Consider the following 26,800-nt stretch of genomic DNA (forward strand, 5'->3'; position numbering starts at 1 on the left):
GACGGCGCTACCTTGGGGGAGCAGTCGTCGGGAATGCCGCAGTACCGCACCCCGGCGCACGTCCTCCCACCCCCGGCCGGTCCCGGCCCCTCCCCGCAGCGTCGGGCGTCCCCCACACGCCCGAGCCGCACCGGGGCAGGGGACGGGGCCGGCCGGTCCACCTGTTTCGGCGACGGTGACCATGGCGAGCAACATCCCCGAGGAGAACAGCAGCTTTGTCGGACGGAAAGTGGAGCTCGCCAGGCTGGAACACACCCTCGCCACGCACCGGCTGACCACGCTCACCGGCCCCGGCGGCGTCGGCAAGACCCGGCTCGCCGTCCGCGCCGCTCGGCAGGCGGCGGCGTCCCACCGCGACGGCGCCTGGTGGGCCGACCTGTCACCGCTCCACGACGACGGACTGCTCATCGCCACCGTCTCCGACGCGGTCGGGCTCTCCGACCACACGCTGCGCATGCCCATCGACGCCCTGTGCGAATGGCTCGTCGACAAGGAACTGCTGCTCGTCCTCGACTCCTGCGAGCACCTGCGCCCCGCCTGCGCCCATCTGCTCGGCGAGATCCTCACCACCTCGCCCGGCCTCACCGTGCTCACCACCAGCAGGGAACCCCTCGGCATCAAGGGCGAGCAGACCGTGGAGGTCGGCCCGCTCCCCGTGGAGGGCACGGCCGACGCGCTGGCCCTCTTCCGGGACCGGGCCACCGCCTCCGCCCCCCGGCTCTCGCTGGACGAGCCGGGCGACGCGGAGGCCGCCACCGAGATCTGCCGCCGCCTCGAAGGCATGCCGCTCGCCATCGAACTGGCCGCCGGGGCGCTGGGCCGGGAGACCGTCGAACAGGTCGCCGCCCGGATCAGGTCCCGCTTCGACGTACCGGCCGACGACTCGCTCTGGCCGCCGCGCCACCGCGCCCTGCGCACCGCCATCGGCTGGAGCCACGAACTGTGCGCCCCGCTCGAACGGCTGCTCTGGGCCCGGCTCACCGTCCTGCGCGGCCCCTTCGACGAGGCCACCGCCCGCAAGGTCTGCGCCGGGGGACCGCTCACCCCGGACGGTGTGACCCGGGCCCTGGACGGCCTGGTCGCCAAGTCCGTCGTCCAACGGGACGGCGCCCGCCACCGGATGCTCGACACCATCCGCGAGTACGGCCGGATGTGGCTCGCCGAACTCCGCGAGGAACGCGCCGCCGCCGACCGGCACGCCGCCTGCTTCCTCGGCCTGGCCCGCGACGCCCACGCCGGCTGGACCGGCGACGACCAGATCAGCTGGTACCACCGGATCGCCGAGGCCCACGCCGACCTCTGCGCCGCCCTCGACCACCTGCTGGCCCACGACACCGCGGCCGCCCAGGAGATGGCCGGGCGGATCGGCTTCTTCTGGTGCTGCTGCGGCCACCTCCCGCAGACCCGCGACTACGCCCGGCGCGCCCTGGACGCCGGACCCATCGTGGGCCCGCACCGCACCCGTGTCCTCTGGGTCCTCGGCATGACCCTGATGCTCCAGGGCGACTACGCGGCCGCCCGCCGACTGGGCCGCCAGTGCACCAGGGAGGCCGAGCGGGACGGCACCGCCGAGGGCATCCTCGCCGCCGCCTACCTCCGCGGCTTCACCGACCTGATGACCGGCCGCCCCGAGGCCGGTCTGCGCGAGGTCGCCCGGGTGCTGCACACGGCCGGGACCGACACCCCGCTGGAGCGCGCCTACCGGCTGCGGTGCCGCCTCATCACCGTCTTCGCGCTGACCGGCCTCGGCCGGCTCGACGAGGCGGCCGAGGCGGCGGCGGTGCTCCGGGCCGCCTGCGAGGCCCTGGACGAGTGCTGGACCCGCAGCTACGTCGACTACCAACTCGCCCTGATCGCCCTGATGCGCGGCGACGCCGAGGAGTCCGCCGCCCACGCCCGCGCCATGCTGGCCGGCAAGCACCGCATGCGCGACCGCTTCGGCATCGCGCTGGGCCTGGACGTCCTGGCCGCGGCCATCGCCGCCCAGGGCGCCGGGGCCCGCGCCGCCCGGGTCTACGGCACCGGCCAGGTGTACTGGCGCATGGTCGGCCAGCCGCAGCGCGGCACGCCGGAGCTGGGCCCGCTCCGCGAGGCGTGCGAGCGCCAGGCCCGCGCCGCCGTCGGCGACGCCGCGTACCAGCGGGCCTTCGAGCGGGGGCGACGGGACAACGCGGAGGTGGGCCTGGCCGCCGCCCTCCAGGGCGAACTGCTCCTTTAGCGACGGCTCCCGGCCCTACGGCACCCGCTGCGCCACCACCGCCGGCGCGGCGGGCGCCAGCACGGACAGTCGCTCCAGCAGCTCCCCGAACGGCCCGTCCGGGGGCTCCTGCCCGAGCACCCGCAGGACGACCCCGGCCGTCTCCGGGTCGTACGCGGCGCTCACCGCGGCCAGCGCCGCGAAGTCGTGCACCAGTTGGCGCTCCAGCTCGGCGCGGGGGATCTTCCGCCCGTCCAGCCAGATCAGCGCCGTCGACTCGGCCAGCGACACCCAGGAGCGCACCACCAGCTCCAGCCGGGCCGGCGGGTGCGTGACGCCCAGGTGGTCCAGGATCTGCGTACAGGCCGCCTGCCGCACCCCGTCGATCATGGCGTTCGCCGCCGAGGACCCCGCCGCCGGACCGCCGCGCATCAGCGCCGAGAAACCGGGGCCGTGCTCGTCGACGAAGTCGAAGAACCGCTCCATCACCCGCAGCAGCCGCGCCCCGAGCGGACCCTCCCGGGGCTCCACGAACCGGGCCGCCAACTCGTCGGCGGCCCGTCGCAGCGCGGCCTCGTACAGGCTCTGCTTCCCGGGGAAGTAGTGGTAGACCAGCGGCCGGGAGATCCCCGCGGCCGCCGCGATCTCATCGATCGACACCTCGTCCGGGGCGCGGTGACTGAACAACTCCAGCGCGACGCCGATCAATTGCTGTCTGCGCTCCTCGACGCCCATTCTGCGGCGCACCCCGGTCGTCATGGAGCACAGCGTACCGAGTGGGAGACCAGGTCAGCGGCGTCGGGACCGCTCACAGATCCAGCACCAGCCGCGGCCCCCGGCAGCGCGACACGCAGATCAGCATCGCCTCCGCGCGCTCGGAATCCGTCAGGAGCTCGTCGCGGTGGTCGACCTCGCCCTCCACCACCCGCTGCCGGCAGGTGCCGCAGAAGCCCTGCTCGCAGGAGTACGGGACGTACGGCACCTCCTCGCGCACCGCGGCCAGCACCGAACGGTCCGCCGGGACCTGGACCGTACGGCCCGAGCGGCGCAGCTCCACCTCGAAGGCCGTCGCGTCCGCCGACGGGCCGGCCGCGGCCGCGAACCGCTCCAGGTGCAGGGTGCGTCCGTCCGGCAGGGCGGCGGCGACCGCGTCCATCAGGGGCTCCGGACCGCAGCAGTACACGGCCGTCCCCGGTGCCGTGTCCGCCAGGGCCGCGGCGGTGTCCGGGCGGCCCGCCTCGTCCTCGGGGACCACCGTCACCCGGCCGCCACCCGCGTCCAGCCGCTCGATCTCGTCCAGGAACGGCATCGAGGCACGGGACCGGCCCCCGTACAGCAGCCGCCAGTCGGCGCCGGCGGCGACCAGCGCCCGCAGCATCGGCAGCACCGGGGTGATCCCGATGCCGCCCACGACGAACAGATGGGCGGGCGCCCCGGTCAGCGGGAAGCGGTTGCGCGGCTCGCGGACCTCCACCTCCTCGCCCTCCCGGAGCCGCTCGTGCACCTCGCGGGAGCCGCCCCGGCCGTCCTCCACCAGCCGGGTCGCGATGGTGTACGTGTCGGGCTCGGCCGGATCGCCGCAGAGCGAGTACTGCCGGACCAGACCGGAGGGCAGCAGCAGATCGAGATGGGCGCCGGGCTGCCAGGCGGGCAGCCCCGTGCCCTTGAGGCGGAGCTGGACGACCCCCTCGGCCGGGGTGGTCCGCTCGGTGACCAGCACCCGCCAGGTGGTCGTGGTACGCCGCTCGGCATGGCCCGAGACCGGCTCCTCCAGGGCGGGCAGCGGCCAGAGCGGGGAGTGCTGGATGCGGCGGCGCAGGGCGCGCCGGGCCAGCAGGGCGGCGCCCGCGACCAGGACGACGGTGCGCAGGCGGGGCCGGGACGGTGACATGGTCAGCGGGTTCCCGTCGTACGGGCCTCGGCGGCGGTGGCCGCGGGCGAGTGGGCGAGGTAGTCGACGGCCTGGGCGGTGCTGCCCTCCTGCGAGGGGTGGTAGCCGCGGCTCAGATAGCGGGGGACCGAGCGCAGCAGGTCGCCGGTGGCGGGCAGGGTGCCGCGTTTGCCACTCACGTAGAACTCCTTGAACGAGCCCTTGCCGTTCAGCAGGGTCGGGTCGTTCTCCATGAAGAAGCGGATGCCGCGCTGCCAGAGGAAGACCAGCGCGCTGAACGCCGTGGCCCAGGTGCGGGCCCGCCGCCGGTAGCCGCCGTCGACGTGCATGAACACCTCGAAGGCGACCGAGCGGTGCTCGACCTCCTCCGCGCCGTGCCAGCGCAGCAGGTCCAGCATCATCGGGTCGGCGCCCCGCCGGTCCAGCTCCTCGGCGTTCAGCACCCAGTCGCCGAGGAAGGCGGTGTAGTGCTCGATCGCCGCTATCAGCGCCACCCGCTCCATCAGCCACCAGGTGCGCGCCCGCCCCGGCGGCAGCGTCCGGTCGCCGAGCAGCTTCTCGAAGAACCAGTCGACCTGCGCGGTGTACGGCGTCGGGTCGAGCCCCAGCTCCTTCAGCCGGGGCAGGACGTCGTCGTGCGCCTGGGAGTGCACGGCCTCCTGGCCGATGAAGCCGATGACGTCCTGGCGCAGCCGTTCGTCGTGGATGTACGGCAGCACCTGCCGGTACACGTGGATGAACCAGCGTTCCCCGGCGGGCAGCAGGAGATGGAGCACATTGATGGTGTGCGTGGTGAACGGATCGCCCGGCACCCAGTGCAGGGGCGTCTTCTCCCAGGAGAAGGAGACCTGACGGGCCTTGAGCGGAATCCGCTCCGACGTGACCGGCGCCGGCTGCGTGTTAGACATGGTGTCAATGTACTGAGAGGTAGGCCCCAGGACCAGGGGCGTGCGGCGAATTCCCGGCACCCGCCCGGCCCCGCCCCGCACCGCCCGCTCACCGCAGCCCGCCGACCCGACTCCCGTCCGCCAGCGTCCCGTTCAGCCGCGCTCGGTCGCCCGCCCGGGCCGGGACCGCGAGCAGCCGACCGCCCGACCGCCCCACCACCCCGCCCGAGGCCGCCAGCGAGGCGAACTGCTCGCTGCCCGCGGCCAGCACGTACCAGCCGCCGTCCCGCGACCGCCACAACACCCCCGCCAGCACCCGCGGATCACGCGCCCCGCAGGCCGGGGTGGACTCGGCGTGGGCCGCGACCACCCCGGGCGGACCGCCCGTCGCCGAGGCGGGCGCGGCCGGGGCCTGGAACTGGGCGAGGACCCGGCTCCCGGCACCCCGCCAGGTCTCCGCCCGGGTGCAGAACCAGCGCGCCGTCCCATTGCCCTCGGGCAGCCGCTGCTCGGCGAAGCGCCAGGAGTTCACCGTCCGCACCCCGAGCCGGCGCAGCGAGGGCAACAGGCAGGCGGTCCGCGCCCAGCCGTCCCGCTCCGCCCGCCCGGCGACGTCGCGCGGGGCGTACGGCGGGCCCGAGGTGAGCAGGGCCGGGGTCGGCTCCCCGAGGTCCGTCAGCAGCCGGGCGGCTGGCCCGTCGCGCAGCTCGACGGCCGGCCAGGACCGGCAGCCGTGCGTGCCGTCGGGGGCGGCGAGGGCACCGGTCACCCCGTCGGCCCGATGCCCCAGCGGGCGCGGGGCCGTGTCCGGCGCCAGCAGGTCCCGCACCCGCACCGCGGTCACCCAGGGCGCGGTGAGGTAGCGGACCCGGCCGCCGGACCGTGCCAGGACCAGGGCGGAGGCCGACGCCCGGTCCGCACCGTCGACCCGGGCGAAGTCCAGCGCGGCGCCCCGCGCCCGGCCCGGCCCGCGGGGCTCGGTGTACCGCACCACGCGCAGCCCGTCGTGGAAGAGCACCACCGCCGCCCGGTCCACCCCGCCCGCGTACAGCAGTTGCGGCGCGCCCATCGGCGGACCGGCCGGGGTGCCCGGGGCCGCCGAGACCCGCACCGGCCCGCCCGGCCGGGACCAGGCGGCGAGCGCCCGGCGCAGCAGCCGGGCGTCCCGCACCCGGTCGCCCCGGGTGGGCCAGGCGGTGAAGTCGGTACGCGGCGAGCGCCGCCAGGACGCCCCCTCCACCCGGTCCAGCCGCCCCGGGTCCAGGGCCTCGGCCGCGGCGGCCGCCCGGGGATCGGGCGCCCGGCCCCGCTCCGGTACCCGGCCGGCCGGACCCAGCAGCGCCCCGCACACCAGCACCGCCGCCCCGGCGGCCAGCGCCGCCTTCCCGTACCGGCGGCGGCGCTCCAGGTCCGGCGGCCGGGCCCGGAGCGAGCAGGGGTCGAACTCCGGGGAGCGCAGGAGCGCGTACGGCGCCGGGACCGCCTCCGCCTCGGCGAGCGCCGCGTGCGGATCGGCGACCCCGGCCGCCGCGAGCACCCGCCGCACCTCCGCGTCGGCCAGCCCCTCCAGGCCGCGCAGGGCGTGGGCGGCGCGGCCCGGCCCGGAGAGGGCGGCCAGGGCGTTCTCCAGGGCGAGCCCGTCCGCCCCGCCCGCGTGCGGCAGCAGCCGCAGCCCCCACACCAGCGGGAGGAACGACGGCAGCCGGACGCGCCCGGTACGGCGCGGCCGCCCCGCCTCCAGGGCCGCCCGCAGCAGCCGCAGCCGGGCCCGCGCGTACGAGGGATCGGGCGCCGGATCCGCCCGGAGCGGCCCGGTCTCCGGTGCCGCCCGGCGGCGCGGCAGCAGACAGCGCTGGGCCAGCGCGTGCGCCGTCAGGACCCGGCGGTGGGCGTCCGGGCCGGGCGGCAGCACGAGGTAGCCGAGCCGGACCAGCCGCGCGTAGTGCTCGACGGGTGCCGGGGAGGGTACTTCGGGCAACGGGGACACGTTCAGCAGAACGAGCGAATCGTGCGATGGTCACCCCAGCGCGCGCCCCGGCCCCGGCCCGCCGGGCGCGGCTACCCCAGGCGCCAGGAGCTGAACTCGGCCATGCCGCGCAGTCCGCTGCCCCCGTTCGTCGCGGTCATGAAGAACCCGACGTCCTGGACCGCCGCCGTGCCCGGCACCGTCACCGTGCCCACCTCCTGCCAGACCGTCCCGCCGTCGGTGGAGCAGGCGGCCGTGCACGCGCTCCCCGACCGGGTCAGCCGCAGCAGCACCGGGGCCTTGATCCCGGTGATCCGCCGGTAGGCGTCCAGGGTGCCGTCGCCGTTGGTGTCGTACGAGAACACCACCCCGTTGGACGGGGTCACCGCCAGGTTCAGGAAGCCGCCGGAGCCCTGCGTGGCCAGGGCGTTGCGGACCACGAGCCCGGCCCGCGCCCAGCCCCCGGTGTTCTGCTGGGCGTCGACCCGTACCGTCGCCTCCGCCCCGTCCGCCCAGGCCCCGGCCCGGTACGCGGTGCCGAACTGGCTGGTGCCCTTCCACAGGTCCTGGCCCGCCCCGTCGACCGCGTACCGCCCGTCCAGCTCGCCGAAGACCGCCGCGTTCGAGGTGTACGTGCGCCAGCCCGGCCCCAGCGGCGCCGCCAGGTACACCGCGCCGCGCCGTACCTCGGTCACCCGCTCCTCGCCGAGCGGCCCGTACGAGGTGGCCAGTTCGTACGGCATCGGCCGCAGCGGCGCGGTCAGCGGCTCGGACGGGGCGGTGACCCGCCAGCCCACCGAACCGGAGCCGCCCGCCGCGACCCCGTCGAGCGAGGTGGCACCCGTCGGGACGGCGGCCGGGCCGGTCAGCGTGAAGTCGACCCGGCCGGTGGCCCGCAGCCCGTTCAGGTTGCGGAAGACGGCACGCACCGCGCCGGTGCTGCCCGGGGTGAACGTCACCGGCTCGGCCGTGACCGTGACACCGCCCTGGTACGGGGCGGTGGACAGCGTCTCGAAGACCCGCCGGGCGGTGCGGTACGCGTCGCCGGTCGGCCGCACCGGGAGGCGGTCCGTCCGGCGGGTCCACTCCTCCTCGCCCGGGTACCAGTCGAACGCCTTCGCCGCCCGGCCCTCCGCCAGGGCGTCCGTCAGCTCGTCCAAGTACGCCTGCCACTGCGGGAGATGGACCTCGGCCAGCAGCCCGTGCCAGTCCCGGTTGGCGTAGTTGCTCAGCGCGTCGGCGGCCGCCCGGTCCGCCCAGGTGGTGATCAGCGTGCGCGCCGTCCAATCCAGCCGCACCGCCTCCGCCGGACTCGTCGCCAGCCGCCGCGCGTCCTCCAGCCACGGCCCCAGCAGGAACGAGCGGTGACAGCCCGCCACCGCGTCCGCCAGCCGCATCAGCCTCAGCCAGAGCGCGGCGAGCACCCGGAACCGGTCCACGTCCCCGTCGTCCCGCGCCGCCCGCAACCGGGGCAGCAGGGTCCGGGACCGGTTGGCGAGCGCCTGCCGGGCCAGATCGGTCAGGTCGTGCCGGTAGCCGTCCGATGCGCGCAGCGCCGGGCGGACGTCGAGGAGCGCCGCGAACGCCCGGTCGAAACCGGCCGGGTCGAAGGCGGTGTTCACCGAGGCGGCGATGTTCGGCCGCCGGGAGAAGAGCGAGTCGACGGGGCGGCCGTCGGTGCTCGTCAGCCGGTACGCGGTGGCGGCCAGCGCCGCGAACGCCGTCTCGGCCGCCCGGTCCCGCCCGCCGTACCGGAACGCCGGATACGCCCGGAACCACGCCTCCCGGTCCACCTTCTCCGTCCGCCAGGCCAGCTCGCCGAAGAGCTCGAAGGCCGCCGGGTCGCGCTCGGTGGCCTCCGGCATGTACGCGGTGCCCGCGAGCGCGCTGCCCGGCTTGTCGCGCCAGGCGGTGAACTTCTCCGTCCAGCGGTCGGTGTTGGCGCCGATCGTCGTCCGGCCGCCGAAGTTCGGGATGGTGCCGAAGGCGTACGGGGCTCCGCCCCAGTCCCGCTCCCGGTCGGTGACGGTGTCCAGGTCGGAGAGGCCGTCCACGATCAGCAGCCGGTCGGTGTCGACCGCCTCCAGCAGCGCGGGCCGGGGGTTGGCCTGCCAGCCGAGGATCACCCAGGTCGCCCCGGGGTGCGCCGTGCGCAGCGCCGTCTCCACGGCGCGGGCGGCGTCCGGCACCGGGACGTCCCCGGCGGTGCCGCCCTCGTGCAGCAGATCCATCTTGAAGTGGGCCGCCGGCCCGAACAGCTCCTCCTGGTGCCGGTAGAAGGCGGCGGCCACCTCCGCGAAGACGGGGCTGCGCGGGTCGAGCCAGTCCGGCCGGCGCAGCCCGTTCCAGGTGCCCTGGGGCACCACCCGGGCCCCCGGGTTCCGCGCGGGGAAGCCGTCCGGGACCGTGCCGAAGTAGCCCGGGAGCACCGGCGCCATGCCCAGCTCCCGCATCCGGTCGCAGACCCGCCGCCCCAGCTCCGCCCGGCGCCCGACGAGTTCCGGGCCGAGCGGCCCGCCGTAGCCGCTCATGTTCTGGAGCAGCCACCACGGCTGGTGGGAGGGGGCGGGCAGCCAGGCGCGGGCCTCGGCGTCGCTGTAGCCGAAGTCCTGGAGCAGCCGGTGGTAGACGGCCTCCTGCCCGGCGGTGACCAGCACCTCGTTGCAGCCGTGCAGGGCGAGCACGTCGATCATCCGCTCCCAGCGCGGCCAGTCGGCGTACGGGGCGGTGTACCCGTCGTGGGTGTCGTTGAGCGCGAACCGGTGCGGGACGGTCGCCGAACGCTCCACGGGGGTGCGGGGCGCGGGCAGCCGCCGGGGCAGCCCGGCGGTGTTGCTCCCGGCCCAGGAGACGACCGCGTCACAGGTGTACTTGAGGTACCAGTGCGCCCCGGTCAGGGCCGCCGCCGGAGTGGTCGCCGCGATCTCGATCCGCCCGGTGGCGCCGGTGACCCGGAAGCGGTCCGGCACGCCGCCGCCCCGGGGCAGGGTACGGAGCCGGAACTGGTCCGCGTGGTCCGGCAGCAGCCGGCGCAGCGCCGCCCCCGCCGCCGCCAGGTCCCCGGCCGCGGCGGCCGGTGCGGCGTACGCGGGGGAGGGCACGGCCCCGAGCGCGGCGGCGGCGCCGGCGGCCCCCGCGGCGCCCAGCAGGGCACGCCGCGTCGGCCGGGCGCGCCCGGAGGCGGGGGAGGTGCTGAAGGGCAGGGAGGGTTCCGTCATGATCCGCACTCCTCGGCGTCGTTCATGGTGGCGCATGCGACAACAGGTGCGTGCGCAGCGCACGTTAACGACGGGTGGAGGGACGGGCAACGGCGCGTCCGGCGGGGTTGTGCCGATCCAGCCGTTCGGCCGCACGGAGCCGTACCGGACGGCCCCGGGCGGCCGCCCCGGAGGTGTCCCCGCTCAGCCCCGGTCCAGATACGCGAGGACCGCGAGGACGCGGCGGTTGTCGTCGTCGGAGGGCGGCAGGTCGAGCTTGGCGAAGATGTTGGAGGTGTGCTTGGCCACCGCTCGCTCGGTCACCACCAGCTGCGAGGCGATCGCCGTGTTGGAACGGCCCTGCGCCATCAGCTCCATGACCTCCAGTTCGCGCGGGGTGAGCCGGCTCATCGGCGCGTCGTTGGAGCGCCGGGTCAGCAGCTGGGAGATCACCTGCGGGTCCATCGCGGTGCCGCCCGCCGCGACCCGGCGGACCGCGTCCACGAACTGGCCGGCGTCGAAGACCCGGTCCTTGAGCAGATAGCCGATGCCCCCGTCGCCGTCCGCGAGCAGCTCGCGGGCGTACAACTGCTCCACGTGCTGCGAGAGCACCAGCACCGGCAGCCCCGGCTTCGCCCGCCGGGCCGCCAGCGCGCACTGGAGGCCCTCGTCCGTGTGCGACGGCGGCAGCCGTACGTCGACGATCGCGACGTCCGGCGCCGACTCGGCGAAGGCCCGGGTCAGTTCGGGCCCGGTCTCGACGGCGGCGGCGATCTCGAAGTCGTACGCCTCGAGGAGCCGGACCAGCCCGTCGCGGAGCAGGAAGAGGTCTTCCGCTAGGACAACTCGCAAGGAATCTCCATGGTCACCATGGTGGGGCCGCCGACCGGACTGCTGACGGCCATGACGCCGTCGAATGTACCGAGTCTGCGTTCGATTCCGCTCAGTCCCGAACCACCCCCGACCACCGCCCCGCCCCGCCCGTTGTCGATCACGGTGATCCGCAGCGCGGAGTCGGTGTGGCGGATGTCGACCTGGACCCGGTCCGCCCCCGAGTGCTTGGCGGCGTTGGTCAGCGCCTCGCTCACCGCGAAGTACGCCGCCGACTCGACCGCCGCGTCCGCCCGCCCGGCCAGCTCCGCCCCGACCTCCGAGTCGAACGGCATCCGCAGCGCCAACGCCCGTACCGCGTCCCCCAGTCCGCGCTCGGCGAGGACCGGCGGATGGATGCCCCGGACCAGGTCGCGCAGCTCGGCCAGCGCCTCGGCGGACGACTCCCGGGCCATCGCCAGGACCTTCTTCGCCTGCTGCGGGTCCTTCTCGATCAGCGCCTCCACCGCGCCCAGGCTCATGCCCATCGCGACCAGCCGGGCCTGGGCGCCGTCGTGCAGATCGCGCTCGATGCGCCGCAGTTCGAGGGCGGCGGTGTCCACCGCCTCGTGCCGGGTCTCGGTCAGCCGGTCGATGCGCCGGGCCAGCTCCTCCTGCGGGGTGGGGGCCAGGACGGAGCGGGCGAGCAGGAAGTGCGCCCGCAGCAGCCGCTCGTTCACCAGCACCCCGACCCCGAACAGCGCCAGGCCGAGCCCGGCGGCGGCCAGCCCGGTCGCCTGGTCGGAGACCGGGACGAAGCCGTACCAGTAGCGGTCGTCGGTGAAGACCCGCCACAGCCCCGCCGCCAGCACGAAGCCCTCCAGCGGGTAGAGGACCAGCCCGGCGGCCAGCGTCGACACCAGATAGCCCGCCGTCGAGTCGACCAGCAGCCACCGCAGGTCCCGCCAGGTCGCCGGGTCCTTCAGCAGCAGCCCGGTCCGCCGCACCTGGCCGAGGAGACCTTTCCGCAGGTCCTCGGGGAAGGGGCGGTACGGGACCGGGATGCGCACCCCGGCCCAGTCCGCCGCGAGGAGCCGCCGCCGGTTGGCGTGCCTGCGGACCAGTTCCAGCACACCGGGGGTGGTGAACAGCCCGACGCCCAGCGGGACGGCCGCGATCGACAGCGTCGCCCACACCAGCAGGGTCAGCGAGCCGACCAGCGCCGCCAGCGACAGCACGAACCCCCGCCAGGCGGCCCGTACCGAGCCGCGTATCCGTCGCCTTGCCGCTGCCATGCCGGTACGTCCCCCCTCGCCGGGCCCCGGTCCGGGCCCGCTCCGGGGGATAGTCTCACCCGGCGCGACGGGGGGAAGCAGCCGTCCCGCCACCCGGGAGGGGTGTACCCAGCACCACCCCCGGGCGGGGGCGGGTCAGGGGATGTACTTGTAGCCGACCCGCCGCACCGTCTGGATCGAACGGCGGTGCTCGGCGCCCAGCTTGCGGCGGAGCCGTGCCACGTGGACGTCGACCGTGCGGCCGTCGCCGACGTGCCCGTAGCCCCAGACCGTGGTCACCAACTGGTCGCGGGTGTGCACCCGGTGCGGATGGGCGACCAGATGGGCGAGGAGCTCGAACTCCAGGTACGTGAGGTCCAGCGCGGTCCCGTCGACCGAGGCGGTGCGCTGGACTGCGTCGATCCGCACCGGCCCCGCCTCGGCGGCGGGCTCCGGCGCCGCCACCACGAACTGGGCGCCCGGGGCGGAGGCGGAGGGCTGCTGGTCGGCCGGTACGAGGACCAGGTAGCCGACCATCGGCGGCTGCCCCGGCAGTGCCGGAAGGGTGTGCTGGGGCGCGGGCAGCCAGGTGGCGCCCGGCGGCAGCAGGGCGGCCGCGTCGGCGAGCCGGCCGGCCTCCTCGGAGGTGACGGCCCGCAGCCGGTGACGGTTGGGCGGGAGGGGGCGGGCCGAGGTGGCGGCCGCGACGGGGGACGGGGACGCCGGGGTGGCGGCGGCCGCGACGGAGAAGGTACGGGTGTTCGCCATGAGGGTCAGCTCTTTCGCGCGAAGGAGTCGTCGGTGGACGGACTTGCTTGCGCGCGGGCCGAAGGCCGGGATGAGGCGGCTTTAGAGGGCCTGCGCGTTCGACGCGCGACAACACACCCGGTCGAAGTCGTGGTGCTGACGGGACGGCCAGAACGGTTCGAGGTCGCTGCGACCCGTCGAGGTGTGCTGGAGGCTGGCCATGGCCCCATTGAACCAGACAACTGGACGGCGCAGCAGACCCCTTCCACCCGTCAAGACGGTCCCCCGGAGTTACCTTCCTCACCCCGCCCGCCCCGTCTCCATGCCAACGCCCTGGACGGGCAAGGGGGTTGGCCGCCGGACGCGGAAGGGCGCCCACCCGGACGGATGGGCGCCCCACGGGCGGCGGCGGACCCGGGTCAGACCTGGCCGGCCTTCTCCAGCGCGGTGCAGCAGGTGTCGGTGATCAGCCGCGTGACGACGTACGGGTCGACGTTGGCGTTCGGGCGGCGGTCCTCGATGTACCCCTTGCGGTCCCGCTCGACCTGCCAGGGGATGCGGACCGAGGCGCCGCGGTCGGAGACGCCGTAGCTGTACTCGTTCCACGGGGCCGTCTCGTGCAGACCGGTCAGCCGGTCGTCGATGCCCGCACCGTAGTTCTTGACGTGGTCCAGCGGCTTCGAGCCCTCGCCCAGCGACTCGCACGCCGTGATGATCGCGTCGTACCCCTCGCGCATCGAGCGGGTGGAGAAATTGGTGTGCGCGCCCGCCCCGTTCCAGTCGCCCTTCACCGGCTTCGGGTCCAGGGTCGCCGACACGTCGAACTCCTCGGCGGTGCGGTACAGCAGCCAGCGGGCCACCCAGAGCTGGTCCGAGACGTCCAGCGGGGCGAGCGGGCCGACCTGGAACTCCCACTGGCCGGGCATGACCTCGGCGTTGATGCCGGAGATGCCGAGCCCCGCGCGCAGGCAGTTGTCGAGGTGCTTCTCCACGATCTCCCGGCCGAAGATCTCGTCCGAGCCGACCCCGCAGTAGTAGCCGCCCTGCGCGGCCGGGAAGCCGCCCTCGGGGAAGCCGAGCGGGCGGTGGCCGGCGAAGAAGGTGTACTCCTGCTCGATGCCGAAGACCGGCTCCTGACCGGCGAACCGCTCGGCCACCTCGCTCAGCGCGGCCCGGGTGTTGGAGGCGTGCGGCGTCATGTCGATGTTCAGCACCTCGCACAGGACGAGGATGTCGTCGCCGCCCCGGATCGGGTCCGGGCAGCTGAACACCGGCTTCAGCACCAGGTCGGAGGCGTGCCCCTCGGCCTGGTTGGTGCTGGAGCCGTCGAAGCCCCACAGCGGCAGCCCGGCCGCCTCCGGCACGGCGTCCCCGGTGAGTATCTTCGTCTTGGAGCGGAGCTTGGCGGTCGGCTCGGTGCCGTCGATCCAGATGTACTCGGCCTTGAACGTCACGGAAGCCATCCTTTGCGGTGCTGCGGTCCTGCGGGCCCGGTCTCTGCTCCGCAGCTTCGCAAGCCGCGATTTCCCGTCCGTTGCCCGCATGTGAACCCCGTGTTACCGAGGTTTCCGCCCCGTTTCGCCTGGGTTTCCACCCCGCGCCACCAGGGCTTCACCCTCGTCTCACGGCTTGTCCCGCTTCGGGAACGACCGCCCCCGGTCCCTCAGGGGGTGTCTGACGCATGCCTGCGGCGTCGCGGGGTCTGGCACATCCCCAAGCTCTCGGCTTCGCTCGAGCAGGGGACACCCCACTGCTCGCGGCGTTGCCGAACCGCCCACGTGGCTCCTTCCCCGAGCTCTCAACTCCGTTCGAGCAGGGGAGACCCCATCCGCAGACGCTCCGGCGCCTTGCGATCGCACGCACCGGACCCCGCTCCTTCTCCCGCACTCATGTGTCAGACACCCCCTAGCAGCGACTCGAACCCGGCCGACCGGATACGGCGCACCACCTCCTCCTCGGTGGTGCCCAGCGCCTCGGCCGCCCCCGCGATCCGCCAGTCCGCCGCCGCCAGCCGGTGCAGCAGGTGGCCGCGCCTGATCTGCGCCTCCGACAGCCGGAACGTCTTCAGATACGCCACCCGGCCCCTGTGGTCGGTGATCGTCTCCCCGATGTGCTGCCCCGGCCCGCCCGGCCGGAACGGCGGCAGGAACCGCCAGAGCGTGAACGACCCCATCCGGTACACCCGGTCGAAGGCGTACGAGGAGTCCAGCAGCTCGCCCGCGAACAGCGTGTCGTGCGCCTCGGCCCACTCCCGCACCTGTTCCCGCGCCGCCGCCCGCAGCCCGGCGAGCGAGCCGGGCCCGGGACCGTCCGGGATCCGTGCCGTGAACTCCGGCACCGGGGCGCCGTACAGCGCGTACTGGTGGATCAGCTCGCCGTACAGGTCCTCCACCAGCGAGGGGTGCAGCAACCGGTAGTCCTCCGGGTGCGGTACGACGAAGGCGGCGGCCAGCGCGTCGGCCGCGTACACCATCAGCCCGCACTGGCCCGGGTGGATCTCGAAGACCCGCAGCGCGTCCCCGAGCCCGCGCACCGACCGGCCCAGGTAGGCGGCCTCGGCACGCGGCGACAGCCCGTCCCGCAGCGCCTGGCGCGACCACTCCTCCCAGGCGGTGGCGGGCCCGCCGAAGTGCAGCGAGAGATAGCCCTCCAGGGCGAGGTGGAGCGGCAGGAAACGCAGCCGGTCGCCCGGCTTCCGCCTGGCCATCCGATGGTGGTGACGCTGGAGCCGGGCCGTCCGGGGCGGTCGCCCGTCCGCCCCGCCGAGCTGCGTCCCGTACGCGGCGGACCGCTCGCCGCCGCCCGACCAGTCGGCCACGAAACCGTGCGGGATCACCGAGATGTAGCGGGCACGCGGCCCGAGGTCCACCACGCCGGGGCCGTGCTCCGCGTACAGCTCCTCGTGCAGGCGCAGCCCCTCCACCGGGGCCTCCCGCACCAGCGGCACCAGCCGGATGCCGCCCCACACCTGCGCGGGCCGGGCGGTCAGCCCGGTCAGTTCGAGCCGGTTCACGCCATCGCCCCCGTCTCCCCGTCGTGCACGAACCGGGCCACCTGCCGGTCCAGGTACGCGTGGAGCGCCGCCGCCCCGGTACGTCCCTCGGCGAACCCGGCCAGCTCCACCAGCGCCGGGAGGTCCTCCGCGTCCCGGATGCCCGCCGTGGGCACCTCCGGCGCCAGCCGCCGCACGTCGAACCCGTCCGCGTCGTACACCGGGTTCAGATGCACCACCGCCGTGCGCCGGTCCGGATCGAGCCGGGTGCGCCAGACCCGCAGCACCTCGCCCGCCAGCCCCGGCGGCGCGTTGTCCCAGCCGTCCGAGACGACGACCAGCCGGTCCGGGCCCAGCTCCAGGGCGTCCAGCACCCGCATCCCGAGCGGCGTCGGCCCCCATGGCCGGACCAGCAGCGGATCGGTGTGCCCCGAGGTCCACAGCCCGGCGCACGCCCCCGGCGCGGCCAGCTGCTCCAGCAGGAAGGAGCAGGCCAGCGCCACGGCGAGCGGACGCCGCCGCTTCTCGCCCGAACCGGACGCGGAGTAGCTGTCGTCCAGCACGGCCGCGACCCGGCCCCAGCTCCCGGCGTGCGGGCCCGCCGCCCGCCGGGCCGCCGCCCGCAGCGCACCGGTCAGCTCCGCACGGCGCGCCAGCCGGTCCTCGGTGCCGAGCGACAGGACGTACAGGGCGAGCCGGGTCAGCGGCATCGCGGCCAGGTCCACGGACACGTCCGCGCCCCCGGGCCCGGCCGTCCGCCGCTCCAGGGTCCGCAGCCGCTCCAGCCGGGTCATCCGGGGCGCCGCCAGCTCCAGGAGGTCCGCGCGCTCCGTGCCGCGCCGGGCGGCGAAGCCCTCGGCCACGGTGAACGGCAGCTCCGCGAGGGCCCCCTGCTCGTAGTGGGCGCGCCGCCAGGCGTCCAGCAGCCGGTGCTCGTAACGTGCCCGGCGCCCCGGCCGGAACAGGAAGTCGCCCAGCTCGCCGTCCCCGCCGAGCCCGAGGTGGGCATGGCGGGCGGTGGCCTTCACCCCGGCGCGGTACTTCACCGCGTCGTGCGCCGGATCGGGCCGGGCGGCCAGCCAGTCCCGCATGATCGCGCGGGTCCGCCGGTTGTTCACCCCGGCCGAGCGCACCGCGCGGAACAGCCGGTACACCCGCTGCGGCGGCAGTTTCGCCAGCCGGGCGGCGATCAGCCGGCCCTCGGCGCGCCGCTCCTCGGGGCTCGCGTCGGCGGCGTGCTCCAGCAGGCCGAGGACGATGCGCGCGGCGTTGTGGTCGTTGATGTCGAGGGCGAGCGCGGCGGCGTACACCCGGCGGTAGTTGACCCGGACGTACTCGTGGAGGAAGTCCAGCGAGAGCCGCTGCTGGTCCGCGGTCGAGCGGAACTCGCGCTGGCCGGTCGCGGTGATGGCGGCGTTGACGAAGAGGAGGACGTCCTCGGCCGCGACGCGACCCGGGTCGGCCCCGGTGCCGGTGTCCATCGTCTGTGGTCCCCCGTGTGATGTCGCGCGCCCCGGTCCCGGAGCGGGGTGCCGGCCGGGGAATGGGGGCGCGAACAGCGAAATCACTGCTTCAAAGGCATGTCCCGGAAGTCGCGCCGGAGTCCCGCGGCCGGCCCCGCCAACGTAACCACCGCCACCGCCCGGCGCCAAACGGATAAGGAAGCCGCCCGGCCCCGCCCGGGGACGCGGACCGGCCGCAAATACGGGAACGGACCGGCGCAACCGGCAGACTTGCCCCATGACGACACTTCCCGCGACCCCCCTGCGCATCGGCCTGGTCGGCACCGGACCCTGGGCCCGCAACACCCAGGCACCCGCCCTCGCCGCCCACCCCGGCGCCGTCCTGAGCGGTGTCTGGGGCCGCCGTCCCGAGGCCGCGCGGGAGCTGGCCGACGCGCACGGCGCCCCGGCGTACACCGGTGACGCGGGCATCGACGAGCTGTTCGCCGCCAGTGACGCCGTGGCGTTCGCCCTGCCGCCGGACGTCCAGGCCCCGCTCGCCGCCCGCGCCGCCGCCACCGGCCGCCATCTGCTGCTGGACAAGCCGGTCGCGACCGGTGCCGCGGGCGCCCGGGAGGTGGTCCGGGCCGTCGAGGGGACCGGGGTCGCCTCCATCGTCTTCTGCACCCTCAGGTTCGCCGTCGACACCGCCGCCTGGATCGACGAACAGGCCGCCGCGGACGGCTGGTTCACCGCCCGCGCCGAATGGATCGGCTCCCTCTTCGCGCCCGGCTCGACCAGCGAGTACGCCGCCTCGCCGTGGCGCCAGGAGAAGGGCGGGCTGTGGGACGTCGGCCCGCACGTGCTGTCGGTGCTCATCCCGGTGCTGGGTGACGTGACCCGGCTGACCGCGGCCGCCGGCCCGTCCGGCACCACCCATCTGGTGCTCCGCCACACCTCCGGCGCCTCCAGCACGGTGACGCTCTCCCTGGGCGCCCCGCAGGCCGCGGCCGGTACGGAGATCGAGCTGCGCGGCGAGCAGGGCCGGGTCGTGCTGCCCCGTTGGGGCGACGCGGTGGGCTCGTTCCGCTCGGCGGTCGACGCGCTGATCCACTCGGCGCGGACCGGTGAACCGCACCCCTGCGACGTACGGTTCGGCCTGCGCCTGACGGAGCTGCTGGCCGAGGCGGAGGCGCAGCTGGCCCGTTAGACCGCGTACGGCGGGAGCGGGACGGGGCGGGGCTCGGGCCGTGGGGCCCGGACGGTGGCGGAGGCGGGGACGGGCTCAGGCCGTGGGGCCGGACGGTGGCGGAGGCGGTGGCGGAGGTGTGGCGACCGCCCGGTGCGCGGCCTCCAGGAAGCGCCGGACGGCCGCCGTCCCGTCCCCGTCGAGACCGCGCAGCACGCTCGTGGTGTCCTCGATCAGCGGACCGAAGAACGCCCGCCCCAGCTCCCTCGCCCGCGGCGTCACACTCAGCAGCACCCGCCGCCGGTCCCGGTCGTCGCGCACCCGGGCGACATGCCCCAGCCGCTCCAGCCGGCCGATGAGCGAGGTGGTGCCCGCGGAGTTCAGCCCGAGCTGCGAACCGAGCCACCCGGCGGTGGCCGCCGTACCGGCCCGCTCCGCGTCCAGCAGGCAGATCAGTGCCCGGACGTCGGTGCTGTGCATTCCGTGCAGACTCGCGAACTCGGCCTGCAGGAGCCCGAATTCGACGGTCACCCTGCGCAGCAGATGGACCAGCTCCAGCTCGGGACCCTCGTCGCCCACCACAGCACACCTCCTGGTCGTCCACCGATATTATCTCGCTCAGCGAGATAATATCGGCCCACGGCACCCGACCGCGGAGGCACACCCATGACCGTCAGCACGTCCTTCCGTACGGCCTACGACGACGTCCTGGCCACCGCGTGGCCCGCCGCGACGACCCCCTCGGACCTCCCCACCCCGTACGGCACCACCCGGGTCAACAGCCACGGCCCCGAGGACGCCCCGCCCCTGGTGCTGCTGGCGGGCGGCGGCGCCACCTCCACCGTCTGGTACGCCCAGGCCGCCCACCTGGGCCGGACCCACCGGGTGCACGCCGTCGACCTCGTGGGCGAACCGGGCCGCAGTGTCGCGGGGCGGCGACCAGTCCGCACCGCGGACGACCTGACGGCCTGGCTCGACGCCGTGCTGGACGGGCTGGCCGCCGACCGCGCCGACCTGTGCGGGCATTCGTACGGCGCCTGGATCGCCCTCCAGTACGCGCTGCACGCGCCCCGGCGCGTCCGGAGGCTGCTCCTCCTCGACCCCACCCAGTGCTTCGCCGGGTTCCGCCCCGGCTATCTGCTGCGCGCCCTGCCGATGCTGCTGCGCCCCGACGCACGGCGGATCCGCGCCTTCCTCGCGTGGGAGACGGGCGGCGCGGCGCTGGACCCGACGTGGCTGAGGCTGCGCTGCGAGGCGGCCGGTTTCCCCTCCGCCCGCCCCGTCACCGGCCGCCGACCCGGCGCCGAGGCCCTGCGCCGCCTCGACGTGCCGACCCTGATCCTGCTGGCGGGGGAGAGCCGGGTGCACGACCCGGCCCGCGTCGCCGCCCGGGCGGCCCGGCTGCTGCCGCACGCCAGGACGGCGACGATCCCCGGGGCGACCCACCACACCCTGCCGCTGCACGGGCCGGGGGCCGCCGAAGTGAACCGCAGGGCGGCGGACTTCCTGGCCGCCGACTGACGCTCCGCCCCCGCGGCCTCAGCGACCCAGGGCGTCCCGTACCGCCTCGTCCGTCCGCGCCACCACGGCGCTGCCGTCGTCCGCGGTGATGATCGGGCGCTGGATGAGCTTCGGGTGCCCGGCCAGCGCCGCGATCCAGCGCTCCCGCGAACCGGGCTCGCGCGGCCACTCCTTGAGCCCCAGCTCCTTCGCGTCGGCCTCCTGGGTCCGGGCGATGTCCCACGGCTCCAGGCCGAGCCGGTCGAGCACGGCCCGGATCTCGTCCGTCGAGGGCACGTCCTCCAGGTAGCGGCGGACGGTGTACTCGGCCCCCTCCTCGTCGAGCAGCCGCACCGCGCTGCGGCACTTGGAACAGGCGGGATTGATCCAGATCTCCATGGGGCCAACGGTACGCGAGGGATCCGGCGAACACCCTCGAAAGCCCGTCTGGCCAGGGCCGATTGTCAGTGCCGGGCAGTAAAATGGAGGCAGTTCGTGAGGGTTCCACGACCGTGCCAGGAGGTTGTTCATGGCCGTTGCCGCAGTCACGACCAAGCCGCTCCACCAGCCCTTGACCAAGAAGCCGCTGCCCGCGGGCCGACCCCGCGAGTGGTACGTCACGCACAACCGCCGCCTGAAGGCCATGCGGCTCGCGATAGCCCTGCTCGACGCCGGGGTCTACTACCCGTCGACGGCGACCAACGTGAAGATACGCGCCACCGCCGAGCGCGCCGGCATCCACCCGCCGTCCGACACGACCTGCCGCATGGTGCGCGCACTGATCCGCTACGGCCGCTGACGGCCGCGTCCGCGCCCCCGTGTCCTCGTACGCGGGGGCGCGGACGTGTCCGGCCCATGTCCGGCCCATGTCCGGCCCGTGCCCGGCCCCGTTCAGAAGCCGGCGCAGCTCGCCGTGGCGAAGGCGCCGGACGCCGTGGCGGTACGGACCGGGCCGCCGTCCACCCGTACGGTGCAGGACGCCTCGCCGCCCGACGCGCCGAGGGTGACGGTGAAGGCGCCGCCGCTCATGAAACCCCTGGTCCGGGTGGTCCCGGCCCAGGGCAGCGCGGGCAGCCTCAGCCGCGCGGCGGCGACTCCGTCCCCCTGCCAGGACGGGTAGGTGACGGTGACGTCCTCGGCGGTCCCGGTGACCCGGTAGGTGACCAGGCGCGGACGCGTCCCGTCCCGCGACAGCGCGGCGGCGGTCAGCGCGACGGCGGCGGCGCCCCCGGCGGTCAGCACGAGCACCACGACCAGCAGCACCCAGGGCCACCGCCGCCGGGACCGCACCGCCGCGGGTCCACCGTCCGCCAGGCCGTCGTCCATGCACCCAGCCTCGCCCGCCGCCCACCGCGCCGCGCGCCGGGCCGCCCCATCGCCACCCGACCGGCAGACACGGCGGTGCGCCGCGCCCCGCCACCCCGTTCACTGGACGGGGCACCCCGAGGAGAGCGACCGCTGGAGGCACGATGACCGCGAAGGCCACCCGAGGACTGTGCGCCGCACTGCTGGCGACGACCCTCGCCGCGACGGCCGCCGCCTGCGACGACAGCGGCACCGGCGCCTCCGGCACCGCGTCCAGAGCCGCGTCCGCCGCGGCGTCCGCGGCCTCCCGGGGCGCCGACGTGGCGGCCTCCGCGACGGCCGCCGCGGGCGAGAAGCTGAAGAACTTCAAGAACGGCGTCGACGCCACTCCCGACGTGAAGCTGTCCACCCCGGACACCGCCGCCGACGGCCGCACCACCGCCGAGGTCACCGTCGACAACAGCACCGACGCCACGAAGTCCTACGCGGTCCAGGTCAACTTCCGCGACCCGAAGGGCAAACTGCTCGACGTCGTGGTGGTGACCGTCGACGACGTGGCCTCCCACACCACCAGGAAGGCCACGGCCCGCAGCAACCGCAAGCTCTCCGGAGGAGTGAAGGCCGAGGTGGGAACGGCCCTGCGGCACTGACCACCCCCGGGCGGACCCGGGATCAGGGCTGGACCGGCATCGACCAGCAGTTGGAGGTGGCCGGCTTCCCGGCGAGGCGGTCGGTCAGCCAGGAGACGGCGCTGCCCTGGTCGGTGATGAGCGGCGCGAGGTGGTTGGTGAGGATCTTGTCGCCGAGGTTGGGCAGCACGACGGCGTCGTAAGTGACGTTGCCGCCCTTGCCGCACCAGTCGACGGCGAGCTTCCGTGCCTGGCCGTGGGGGACGATGTCGTCCTGGACGCCAGTGGCGAGCCGGACCGGACCGGCCGGCTCGAGCGTGCCGATCCGCTGCTTGTCCAGGGCCGCCTGCGCCCGGGGATCGCGGGCGATGACCTCCCCGAGGGACGCGCCGCTGTTGGTCCACTTGTTGCTCTTGGTGAAGCCGTAGCCGAGGATCGCGTCACCGACGCACATCGTCGAGGCGTCGGCCAGGGCGGCCCGCCCGGCGGCGTTGACGTTCGCGTCCACGACCGCCCGCAGATCGGGGTCGGACTGGGCGAAACCGTTGATCGACCAGGCCAGCGCACCGGCGAGCGCACTGCCGTCGATGCCCTTCATGACCGCGGTCAGATCCGCCGGGGGAGCGCCGGAGTAGGTGCCGGAGAGCGGGACGTCGGGCGCGTAGGACTGCTGGAGTTCGGCGGCCGCGGCACTGGCGCCGCCGCCCTGGCTGTACCCGTACAGCCCGGTCCGCGAGGCCGCGGTGACCGACGCGCCGGGCACGGCACGGGCGGCGCGGGCCGCGTCCAGCAGGGCGTGCGCCTCGTCGACGCGGTTGACGTAGGTGTGCAGGCGGTCGGTGGCGCCGAGGCCGACGTAGTCGGTCACGACGACCGCGGCCCCCTTCGCCAGCAGCCGGTAGACCGCCAGGGCCTCGTACCCCACGGACAGGGTGTCGCCGGTGAGGGTGAGCGGGTGCTGCAGGGCGAACGACGGCGCGCACTGGTCGCCCTGGCCCATGGTCCCCGAGGCCAGCGCGACCAGCGGCCGCGGCCCGCCGCCCTTCCAGGCGGCCGAGGGCTCGATGTACGCACCGGTCACGGCGACGGGCTCCCCGTTGGAGTCGGTGGACCGGTACATCAGCCGGGTCGCGGTCCCCGGCATCGGCCGCCCGTCCAGCCCGGGAATGGACAACCCGAGCGGCATGGCCTCCGTGCGGACCAACGCCCCGTTCTCCGCCGGGAGTTCGGTGGGCGGCGTATAGAACGCGGGAATGGTCACCCCGCGCGAGACAACGGGCTCCGTCGCGGTGGCCGAGGCCGGCGCGGCCAGGACCCCGGCACACACGGCCCCCGCGACGGCGGCACAGGCCACCAGACGCGAGGCCGGGGCGGGGATGGAACGAGAACGGGTCTTCACGCGGCTCATGACGGGCTCCTCGTTCGTCGTGGGGGAGGACCGCGCCGGGGCGGCACACCAGGGGGCGCCCGGGGAACAGCGCGGTTACTCGCTGGTACTTACTTGAGAGTAAGTCCGCGCGCCGGTGCGGGACAAGGGATCTGCCGGAGCTGGATTCGGCCTCGTTCCCGGTGTCGCGCGGCGACCCGTGCGGGCGCAGAGCGGTTCGAGCCGTCCCGTCCGCCACAGGGCGGAACGGCCGGACACCCACCCCTTGCCCCGGGAGGCGCCGTGTCCTATTCCTCGTCCGGGGCGCGGTTGCCGCGGCGCAGCTCGTCCTGGACCCGCCGCCAAGCACGGATGATCGGGGGTACTTTCGACAGCACCTCGCTGATCTGTGTCAGCAGCAGGGTGAGGCAGCCGAACGACGCGAGAACGAGAAGGGTCACCTGGTCCCAGCTCACCGCGCGACCTCCACTTCCCGGGCACCCGGACCGGCCCGACGTGACGTGATCAGGAACGCGGCCGCCTCCCGGCCGCAAGGTTCCGGACGGAGGGGACCGGGGACCCCGGCCGTGGCCCGGGACGGCCCGGCACTCCGCGTCTCCTGTCGGCACGACTGGTTTCGCGGCCCGCGAGGCCGTTGGCGGCTAGCCGAGCAGGGCATGACGGACGAGCCACCCAAGGGCGTTCGCTCCCAGCCGGTCCGGCCTCTGGAGCAGTGCGGTCTCCACGGCACGGAGATCGGTGAGCTCCGGTGGCGCGGACCGCCGGTCCAGCGAGGCGAGACGCTTCATCGTGGCATCGACGACGCCGGGCCAGCCGGGCATGCCGAAGTGGTCCGCGGCCTGGAAGGCAGCGGTGAACGCCCGGTGCAGAAGGGCATCGCGCCAACCTTGCCGGCGCATCAGCTCCTCGGTGATCCCGACCTGTTCCTCGACGTTCTGGACGAAGTCGGCGACGGGCCCGGACGCGGCGCGCAGGGTGAACCGGGAGCCACCTGCCCACGGGAGGTCCAGGTCCGAGGCGACGGCCGTGAAGGCGCCCAGTCGTTCGGGCCCGCCGTCACGGGCGGCGACGAGCGCCTTGCGGGCCCGGCGGTACAGGTCGATGCCCTGCGCGAAGACATCGCCGGCGTCCGGCCCGCCGGGTGCCTCGCGGATCGCATCGAGCGGTTCGTTCAGCAGGGATGCGGCGGCCAGCCCGGCAGCCGCCGCGCTCAGCAGGGCCTCCGGGTCGTCCGGATCGATTCCCAGTTGGGGGAGCGCGGCGGAGGCATGCTCCCCCAACTCGGGGAACAACGGGGGCGGCTCCTCGGGCCCGGGAGCGAAGAGTGCCGCGAGCCGCGGGGACATGGGAGCCGGGCCGGGTTCTTCGATGGAGACGCCGTGTGCCAGAAGGTCCTCGAAGATGGCGTCCGGTCCGCAGTCGATGTGCGACGTGTCGTGCCGTCCCGAACAGCCCTCGGGGCACTCCAACTCCTCGCACATCTCAGGTTCCTCGGGCTGCGCCTCATTGACCAGGTGGTAGACAAGCCTGTCGGCCACAGCCGCGCGGGCATCGATCATGGCGCCGCCCATCAGCATCTCCGCGTTCCTCAGCGGGTGATCCTCCTGGTCGACCGAAGCCGGAGGCTCGGGGGCTTCGGAGATCCAGGTGTGGGCCGACTCCAGTGATATCGACAGCCAGGCGATCCGCAACGGCGGGACCTCCTCGTTCCCTGCCAGCTCGGCGACTTCTTCCGCGGCTCGCCGGACCGCGTCGAGCCGGGCCATGTAGTGGTCGCGGACCGATTCCCATGCCTTGGAATCCTTGCGGACCTGCTCGGCGTTCCGTGCCAGACCGGCGTCCCGGGTCTCCCGCGCCCGGGCGACCAGTCGACCCAGGCACGGGCGGCACCCGGACGGACCGGTCTCCGGGTCGGGGCCGAGCGGCACCGCCCCCAGATCGCGGCCGAACGGGGCGTCGCACATGCAGCAGTCCAGGCCCGACAGCTGTCGGGCCGTCGGCACGGAGGGCAGGGCGGCACGGATCGTGCCGTGTGCGTAGGCAGGGATGTGCACGGGGCGAACTCCTCGGGTGTCGTGCTCCGCCGGTGTTTCCACCATGCTCACCTGGGCGTTCAGCCGTTAGTCACCGGGCGGCGGATGGGGCGTCGAACTTGACGGAAGCTGACTGCGGTGTACGCCGCGGCAGCGAAACTTGACACTTCTGGCCGGAGCCCGTTCACCGGCCCCGAATCTGGAGGATCCAAGTGGAAGACACCCCCGACGAGTCCCGGCCGGAGAACTGGCGCCAGGAGCTGGTCGACGCGTTGCAGGAACTGCACCGGGCGGCAGGCCAGCTGAGTTCCCGGAAGGTGAGCGCGCTGATCCGTGAGCGGGACGACGCGCTGTCCGGACCCAGCCACGAGACCGTGCGGTCCGCGATCAACGGAAAGCAGATGCCGCGCTGGGAGACGGTGCACGACATCGTCGTGGTGCTGGCGGGCCTGTGCAGTCCCCCTCGGGACGAGGAGGCCGAGACCGGGAGATTCCTGCTGCTGTGGCGGTCGGTCCGCGAAGGGGAGAAGGGCGCCCGGAAGTCGTTCCAGGAACTGGCCAACAGCGGCTGGGGTGGTGAGGACGGCAGATGGACACCTGAAATGGTCATGGGCATCCTGGTCAACCCGTTCAGCGCCATCCAGATCGCCCCGGGGCTCGCCGCCCCACACGAAACGATCATCTCCGAGGACACATGGATCCGGGCGATGGAGAAGTTCATCGAGGAGGACGGGGCCGAACACGCGCTGAGGATCCTGCTGCACACGCTGAAGGGCGACTACATCGGAGCCGTCGAAGGCACACCGTACGGCTACCAGAACATGGACCGGGAGGCGATGGACGCGTATGCGGCCTTCCAGTACGGCTGCCGGGAAGTGCGCCGCCGCCTGCGGACGGAGCCCAATCTCCTCGCGGAGTCGATTCGCGCGATGCGGGCCGACGAGACCATGGACCGGGACGACCGGGCGGAGATGCTGGAGAACGAGTCGGATCCGAGCCTGATGAGAGAAGTAATGATCGTGACCCCGGACACCTGGGACGAAGTGTCCGAAGAGGCCCAGCACATGGTCTTCGGCTATCTGATCAAGCAGATAGGCCCACCCGGCCCGCTCAGCCTGCCGGACGCGGATCGCTTCCCCATTCTCTGGCGCATCCCCGAGCCCGCCGCGGAGTAGCCCCGCCCCGTGCCCGCCCGTACCGCCGATCGATGGCGGCACAGGACCCGGCGGGGCAACGAGAACGAAAGCGGCGGCTGCCACCCCGTGGGGGACAGCCACCGCTTCGGCTTCACGCCTGTTCCGACCTGCGGGGACGATCAGCGACCACACCGCGTTCCCGCGGGTACAGGGGTGCT

General features: G+C 74.5%; 23 protein-coding genes. 6 read left to right on the top strand and 17 right to left on the bottom strand.

Annotated features, from left to right (window positions below):
- Window positions 1-181: 181 nt before the first annotated feature.
- Window positions 182-2,218, top strand: coding sequence for an ATP-binding protein (locus tag ACF08W_RS07350; protein ID WP_385205022.1), 2,037 nt, complete (start codon window positions 182-184; stop codon window positions 2,216-2,218).
- Between the two features lie 15 nt (window positions 2,219-2,233).
- Here ACF08W_RS07350 and ACF08W_RS07355 read toward each other — a convergent pair whose 3' ends face one another.
- The 11 genes from ACF08W_RS07355 to ACF08W_RS07405 all read right to left on the bottom strand — a co-directional run bounded on the left by ACF08W_RS07355 (window position 2,234) and on the right by ACF08W_RS07405 (window position 17,442).
- The gene (locus ACF08W_RS07355) at window positions 2,234-2,956 is read right to left on the bottom strand and encodes a TetR/AcrR family transcriptional regulator (RefSeq protein WP_392278724.1); all 723 of its coding nucleotides are present in this window, start codon (window positions 2,954-2,956) and stop codon (window positions 2,234-2,236) included.
- A 49-nt stretch (window positions 2,957-3,005) separates the two neighbouring features.
- Window positions 3,006-4,088: a PDR/VanB family oxidoreductase gene (locus ACF08W_RS07360; protein WP_392278725.1), complete on the bottom strand. Its 1,083-nt coding sequence runs from the start codon at window positions 4,086-4,088 to the stop codon at window positions 3,006-3,008.
- Window positions 4,089-4,090: 2 nt separating this feature from the next.
- Window positions 4,091-4,996, bottom strand: a complete 906-nt coding sequence (locus tag ACF08W_RS07365) for a metal-dependent hydrolase (protein ID WP_385205031.1) — start codon at window positions 4,994-4,996, stop codon at window positions 4,091-4,093.
- 88 nt (window positions 4,997-5,084) lie between these two features.
- Complete coding sequence (locus ACF08W_RS07370; RefSeq protein WP_392278726.1) at window positions 5,085-6,962, bottom strand: hypothetical protein; 1,878 nt, start codon at window positions 6,960-6,962, stop codon at window positions 5,085-5,087.
- A 71-nt stretch (window positions 6,963-7,033) separates the two neighbouring features.
- On the bottom strand, window positions 7,034-10,159 hold the full coding sequence (locus ACF08W_RS07375) for an alpha-N-acetylglucosaminidase TIM-barrel domain-containing protein (protein ID WP_392278727.1): 3,126 nt from the start codon (window positions 10,157-10,159) through the stop codon (window positions 7,034-7,036).
- A gap of 183 nt (window positions 10,160-10,342) precedes the next feature.
- On the bottom strand, window positions 10,343-10,990 hold the full coding sequence (locus tag ACF08W_RS07380) for a response regulator transcription factor (protein WP_352277632.1): 648 nt from the start codon (window positions 10,988-10,990) through the stop codon (window positions 10,343-10,345).
- Window positions 10,975-12,243 (bottom strand): sensor histidine kinase, encoded by a 1,269-nt coding sequence (locus ACF08W_RS07385; RefSeq protein ID WP_385205040.1) that lies wholly within the window; start codon window positions 12,241-12,243, stop codon window positions 10,975-10,977. Before ACF08W_RS07385 ends, ACF08W_RS07380 begins: the two co-directional genes overlap by 16 nt.
- A 135-nt stretch (window positions 12,244-12,378) precedes the next feature.
- Window positions 12,379-12,990: a winged helix-turn-helix domain-containing protein gene (locus ACF08W_RS07390; protein WP_385205043.1), complete on the bottom strand. Its 612-nt coding sequence runs from the start codon at window positions 12,988-12,990 to the stop codon at window positions 12,379-12,381.
- 398 nt (window positions 12,991-13,388) lie between these two features.
- The gene (gene glnII, locus ACF08W_RS07395; protein WP_352277628.1) at window positions 13,389-14,423 is read right to left on the bottom strand and encodes a glutamine synthetase; all 1,035 of its coding nucleotides are present in this window, start codon (window positions 14,421-14,423) and stop codon (window positions 13,389-13,391) included.
- A gap of 440 nt (window positions 14,424-14,863) precedes the next feature.
- Window positions 14,864-15,982: a hypothetical protein gene (locus tag ACF08W_RS07400; protein ID WP_392278728.1), complete on the bottom strand. Its 1,119-nt coding sequence runs from the start codon at window positions 15,980-15,982 to the stop codon at window positions 14,864-14,866.
- The gene (locus ACF08W_RS07405; RefSeq protein ID WP_392278729.1) at window positions 15,979-17,442 is read right to left on the bottom strand and encodes a hypothetical protein; all 1,464 of its coding nucleotides are present in this window, start codon (window positions 17,440-17,442) and stop codon (window positions 15,979-15,981) included. Before ACF08W_RS07405 ends, ACF08W_RS07400 begins: the two co-directional genes overlap by 4 nt.
- Window positions 17,443-17,701: 259 nt before the next feature.
- Between ACF08W_RS07405 and ACF08W_RS07410 the strand changes: the two genes are divergently transcribed.
- Window positions 17,702-18,613: a Gfo/Idh/MocA family oxidoreductase gene (locus ACF08W_RS07410; protein ID WP_352277623.1), complete on the top strand. Its 912-nt coding sequence runs from the start codon at window positions 17,702-17,704 to the stop codon at window positions 18,611-18,613.
- A 75-nt stretch (window positions 18,614-18,688) separates the two neighbouring features.
- Here the strand turns inward: ACF08W_RS07410 and ACF08W_RS07415 are convergent, their stop codons facing one another.
- A complete protein-coding gene (locus ACF08W_RS07415) occupies window positions 18,689-19,171 on the bottom strand; it encodes a MarR family transcriptional regulator (protein ID WP_392278860.1) in 483 nt (160 codons plus the stop codon).
- 87 nt (window positions 19,172-19,258) lie between these two features.
- On the opposite strand from ACF08W_RS07415, the gene ACF08W_RS07420 reads away from it, so the two are divergent.
- Window positions 19,259-20,113, top strand: coding sequence for an alpha/beta fold hydrolase (locus tag ACF08W_RS07420; RefSeq protein ID WP_385205055.1), 855 nt, complete (start codon window positions 19,259-19,261; stop codon window positions 20,111-20,113).
- An 18-nt stretch (window positions 20,114-20,131) separates the two neighbouring features.
- Here the strand turns inward: ACF08W_RS07420 and ACF08W_RS07425 are convergent, their stop codons facing one another.
- A complete protein-coding gene (locus ACF08W_RS07425) occupies window positions 20,132-20,491 on the bottom strand; it encodes an arsenate reductase family protein (RefSeq protein WP_385205058.1) in 360 nt (119 codons plus the stop codon).
- 130 nt (window positions 20,492-20,621) lie between these two features.
- Here ACF08W_RS07425 and ACF08W_RS07430 point away from each other — a divergent pair, with 130 nt between their 5' ends.
- Window positions 20,622-20,891, top strand: a complete 270-nt coding sequence (locus tag ACF08W_RS07430) for a hypothetical protein (protein WP_352277618.1) — start codon at window positions 20,622-20,624, stop codon at window positions 20,889-20,891.
- A gap of 92 nt (window positions 20,892-20,983) precedes the next feature.
- Here ACF08W_RS07430 and ACF08W_RS07435 read toward each other — a convergent pair whose 3' ends face one another.
- The gene (locus tag ACF08W_RS07435; protein WP_392278730.1) at window positions 20,984-21,418 is read right to left on the bottom strand and encodes a hypothetical protein; all 435 of its coding nucleotides are present in this window, start codon (window positions 21,416-21,418) and stop codon (window positions 20,984-20,986) included.
- A gap of 143 nt (window positions 21,419-21,561) precedes the next feature.
- On the opposite strand from ACF08W_RS07435, the gene ACF08W_RS07440 reads away from it, so the two are divergent.
- Window positions 21,562-22,047, top strand: a complete 486-nt coding sequence (locus ACF08W_RS07440) for a hypothetical protein (protein WP_385205065.1) — start codon at window positions 21,562-21,564, stop codon at window positions 22,045-22,047.
- Between the two features lie 22 nt (window positions 22,048-22,069).
- Here the strand turns inward: ACF08W_RS07440 and ACF08W_RS07445 are convergent, their stop codons facing one another.
- The 3 genes from ACF08W_RS07445 to ACF08W_RS07455 all read right to left on the bottom strand — a co-directional run bounded on the left by ACF08W_RS07445 (window position 22,070) and on the right by ACF08W_RS07455 (window position 25,467).
- A complete protein-coding gene (locus ACF08W_RS07445) occupies window positions 22,070-23,434 on the bottom strand; it encodes a lipase family protein (RefSeq protein ID WP_392278731.1) in 1,365 nt (454 codons plus the stop codon).
- A gap of 266 nt (window positions 23,435-23,700) precedes the next feature.
- Complete coding sequence (locus tag ACF08W_RS07450; protein ID WP_392278732.1) at window positions 23,701-23,868, bottom strand: hypothetical protein; 168 nt, start codon at window positions 23,866-23,868, stop codon at window positions 23,701-23,703.
- A 186-nt stretch (window positions 23,869-24,054) separates the two neighbouring features.
- Entirely contained in the window at window positions 24,055-25,467 is a 1,413-nt protein-coding gene (locus tag ACF08W_RS07455; RefSeq protein ID WP_392278733.1) for a hypothetical protein, read from the bottom strand.
- Window positions 25,468-25,658: 191 nt separating this feature from the next.
- Here ACF08W_RS07455 and ACF08W_RS07460 point away from each other — a divergent pair, with 191 nt between their 5' ends.
- Complete coding sequence (locus ACF08W_RS07460) at window positions 25,659-26,621, top strand: hypothetical protein (RefSeq protein ID WP_392278734.1); 963 nt, start codon at window positions 25,659-25,661, stop codon at window positions 26,619-26,621.
- Window positions 26,622-26,800 lie beyond the last annotated feature (179 nt).

Origin of the sequence: Streptomyces sp. NPDC015144 (assembly GCF_043079735.1) — a bacterium.
In the GTDB taxonomy this organism is placed as follows: domain Bacteria; phylum Actinomycetota; class Actinomycetes; order Streptomycetales; family Streptomycetaceae; genus Streptomyces.

Coding starts and splice junctions, on each gene's coding strand:
- ACF08W_RS07350 (WP_385205022.1), top strand. CDS start 182: ATGGCGAGCAACATCCCCGAGGAGAACAGCAGCTTTGTCGGACGGAAA.
- ACF08W_RS07355 (WP_392278724.1), bottom strand. CDS start 2,956: ATGACGACCGGGGTGCGCCGCAGAATGGGCGTCGAGGAGCGCAGACAG.
- ACF08W_RS07360 (WP_392278725.1), bottom strand. CDS start 4,088: ATGTCACCGTCCCGGCCCCGCCTGCGCACCGTCGTCCTGGTCGCGGGC.
- ACF08W_RS07365 (WP_385205031.1), bottom strand. CDS start 4,996: ATGTCTAACACGCAGCCGGCGCCGGTCACGTCGGAGCGGATTCCGCTC.
- ACF08W_RS07375 (WP_392278727.1), bottom strand. CDS start 10,159: ATGACGGAACCCTCCCTGCCCTTCAGCACCTCCCCCGCCTCCGGGCGC.
- ACF08W_RS07385 (WP_385205040.1), bottom strand. CDS start 12,243: ATGGCAGCGGCAAGGCGACGGATACGCGGCTCGGTACGGGCCGCCTGG.
- ACF08W_RS07390 (WP_385205043.1), bottom strand. CDS start 12,990: ATGGCGAACACCCGTACCTTCTCCGTCGCGGCCGCCGCCACCCCGGCG.
- ACF08W_RS07405 (WP_392278729.1), bottom strand. CDS start 17,442: ATGGACACCGGCACCGGGGCCGACCCGGGTCGCGTCGCGGCCGAGGAC.
- ACF08W_RS07410 (WP_352277623.1), top strand. CDS start 17,702: ATGACGACACTTCCCGCGACCCCCCTGCGCATCGGCCTGGTCGGCACC.
- ACF08W_RS07420 (WP_385205055.1), top strand. CDS start 19,259: ATGACCGTCAGCACGTCCTTCCGTACGGCCTACGACGACGTCCTGGCC.
- ACF08W_RS07425 (WP_385205058.1), bottom strand. CDS start 20,491: ATGGAGATCTGGATCAATCCCGCCTGTTCCAAGTGCCGCAGCGCGGTG.
- ACF08W_RS07430 (WP_352277618.1), top strand. CDS start 20,622: ATGGCCGTTGCCGCAGTCACGACCAAGCCGCTCCACCAGCCCTTGACC.
- ACF08W_RS07435 (WP_392278730.1), bottom strand. CDS start 21,418: ATGGACGACGGCCTGGCGGACGGTGGACCCGCGGCGGTGCGGTCCCGG.
- ACF08W_RS07440 (WP_385205065.1), top strand. CDS start 21,562: ATGACCGCGAAGGCCACCCGAGGACTGTGCGCCGCACTGCTGGCGACG.
- ACF08W_RS07445 (WP_392278731.1), bottom strand. CDS start 23,434: ATGAGCCGCGTGAAGACCCGTTCTCGTTCCATCCCCGCCCCGGCCTCG.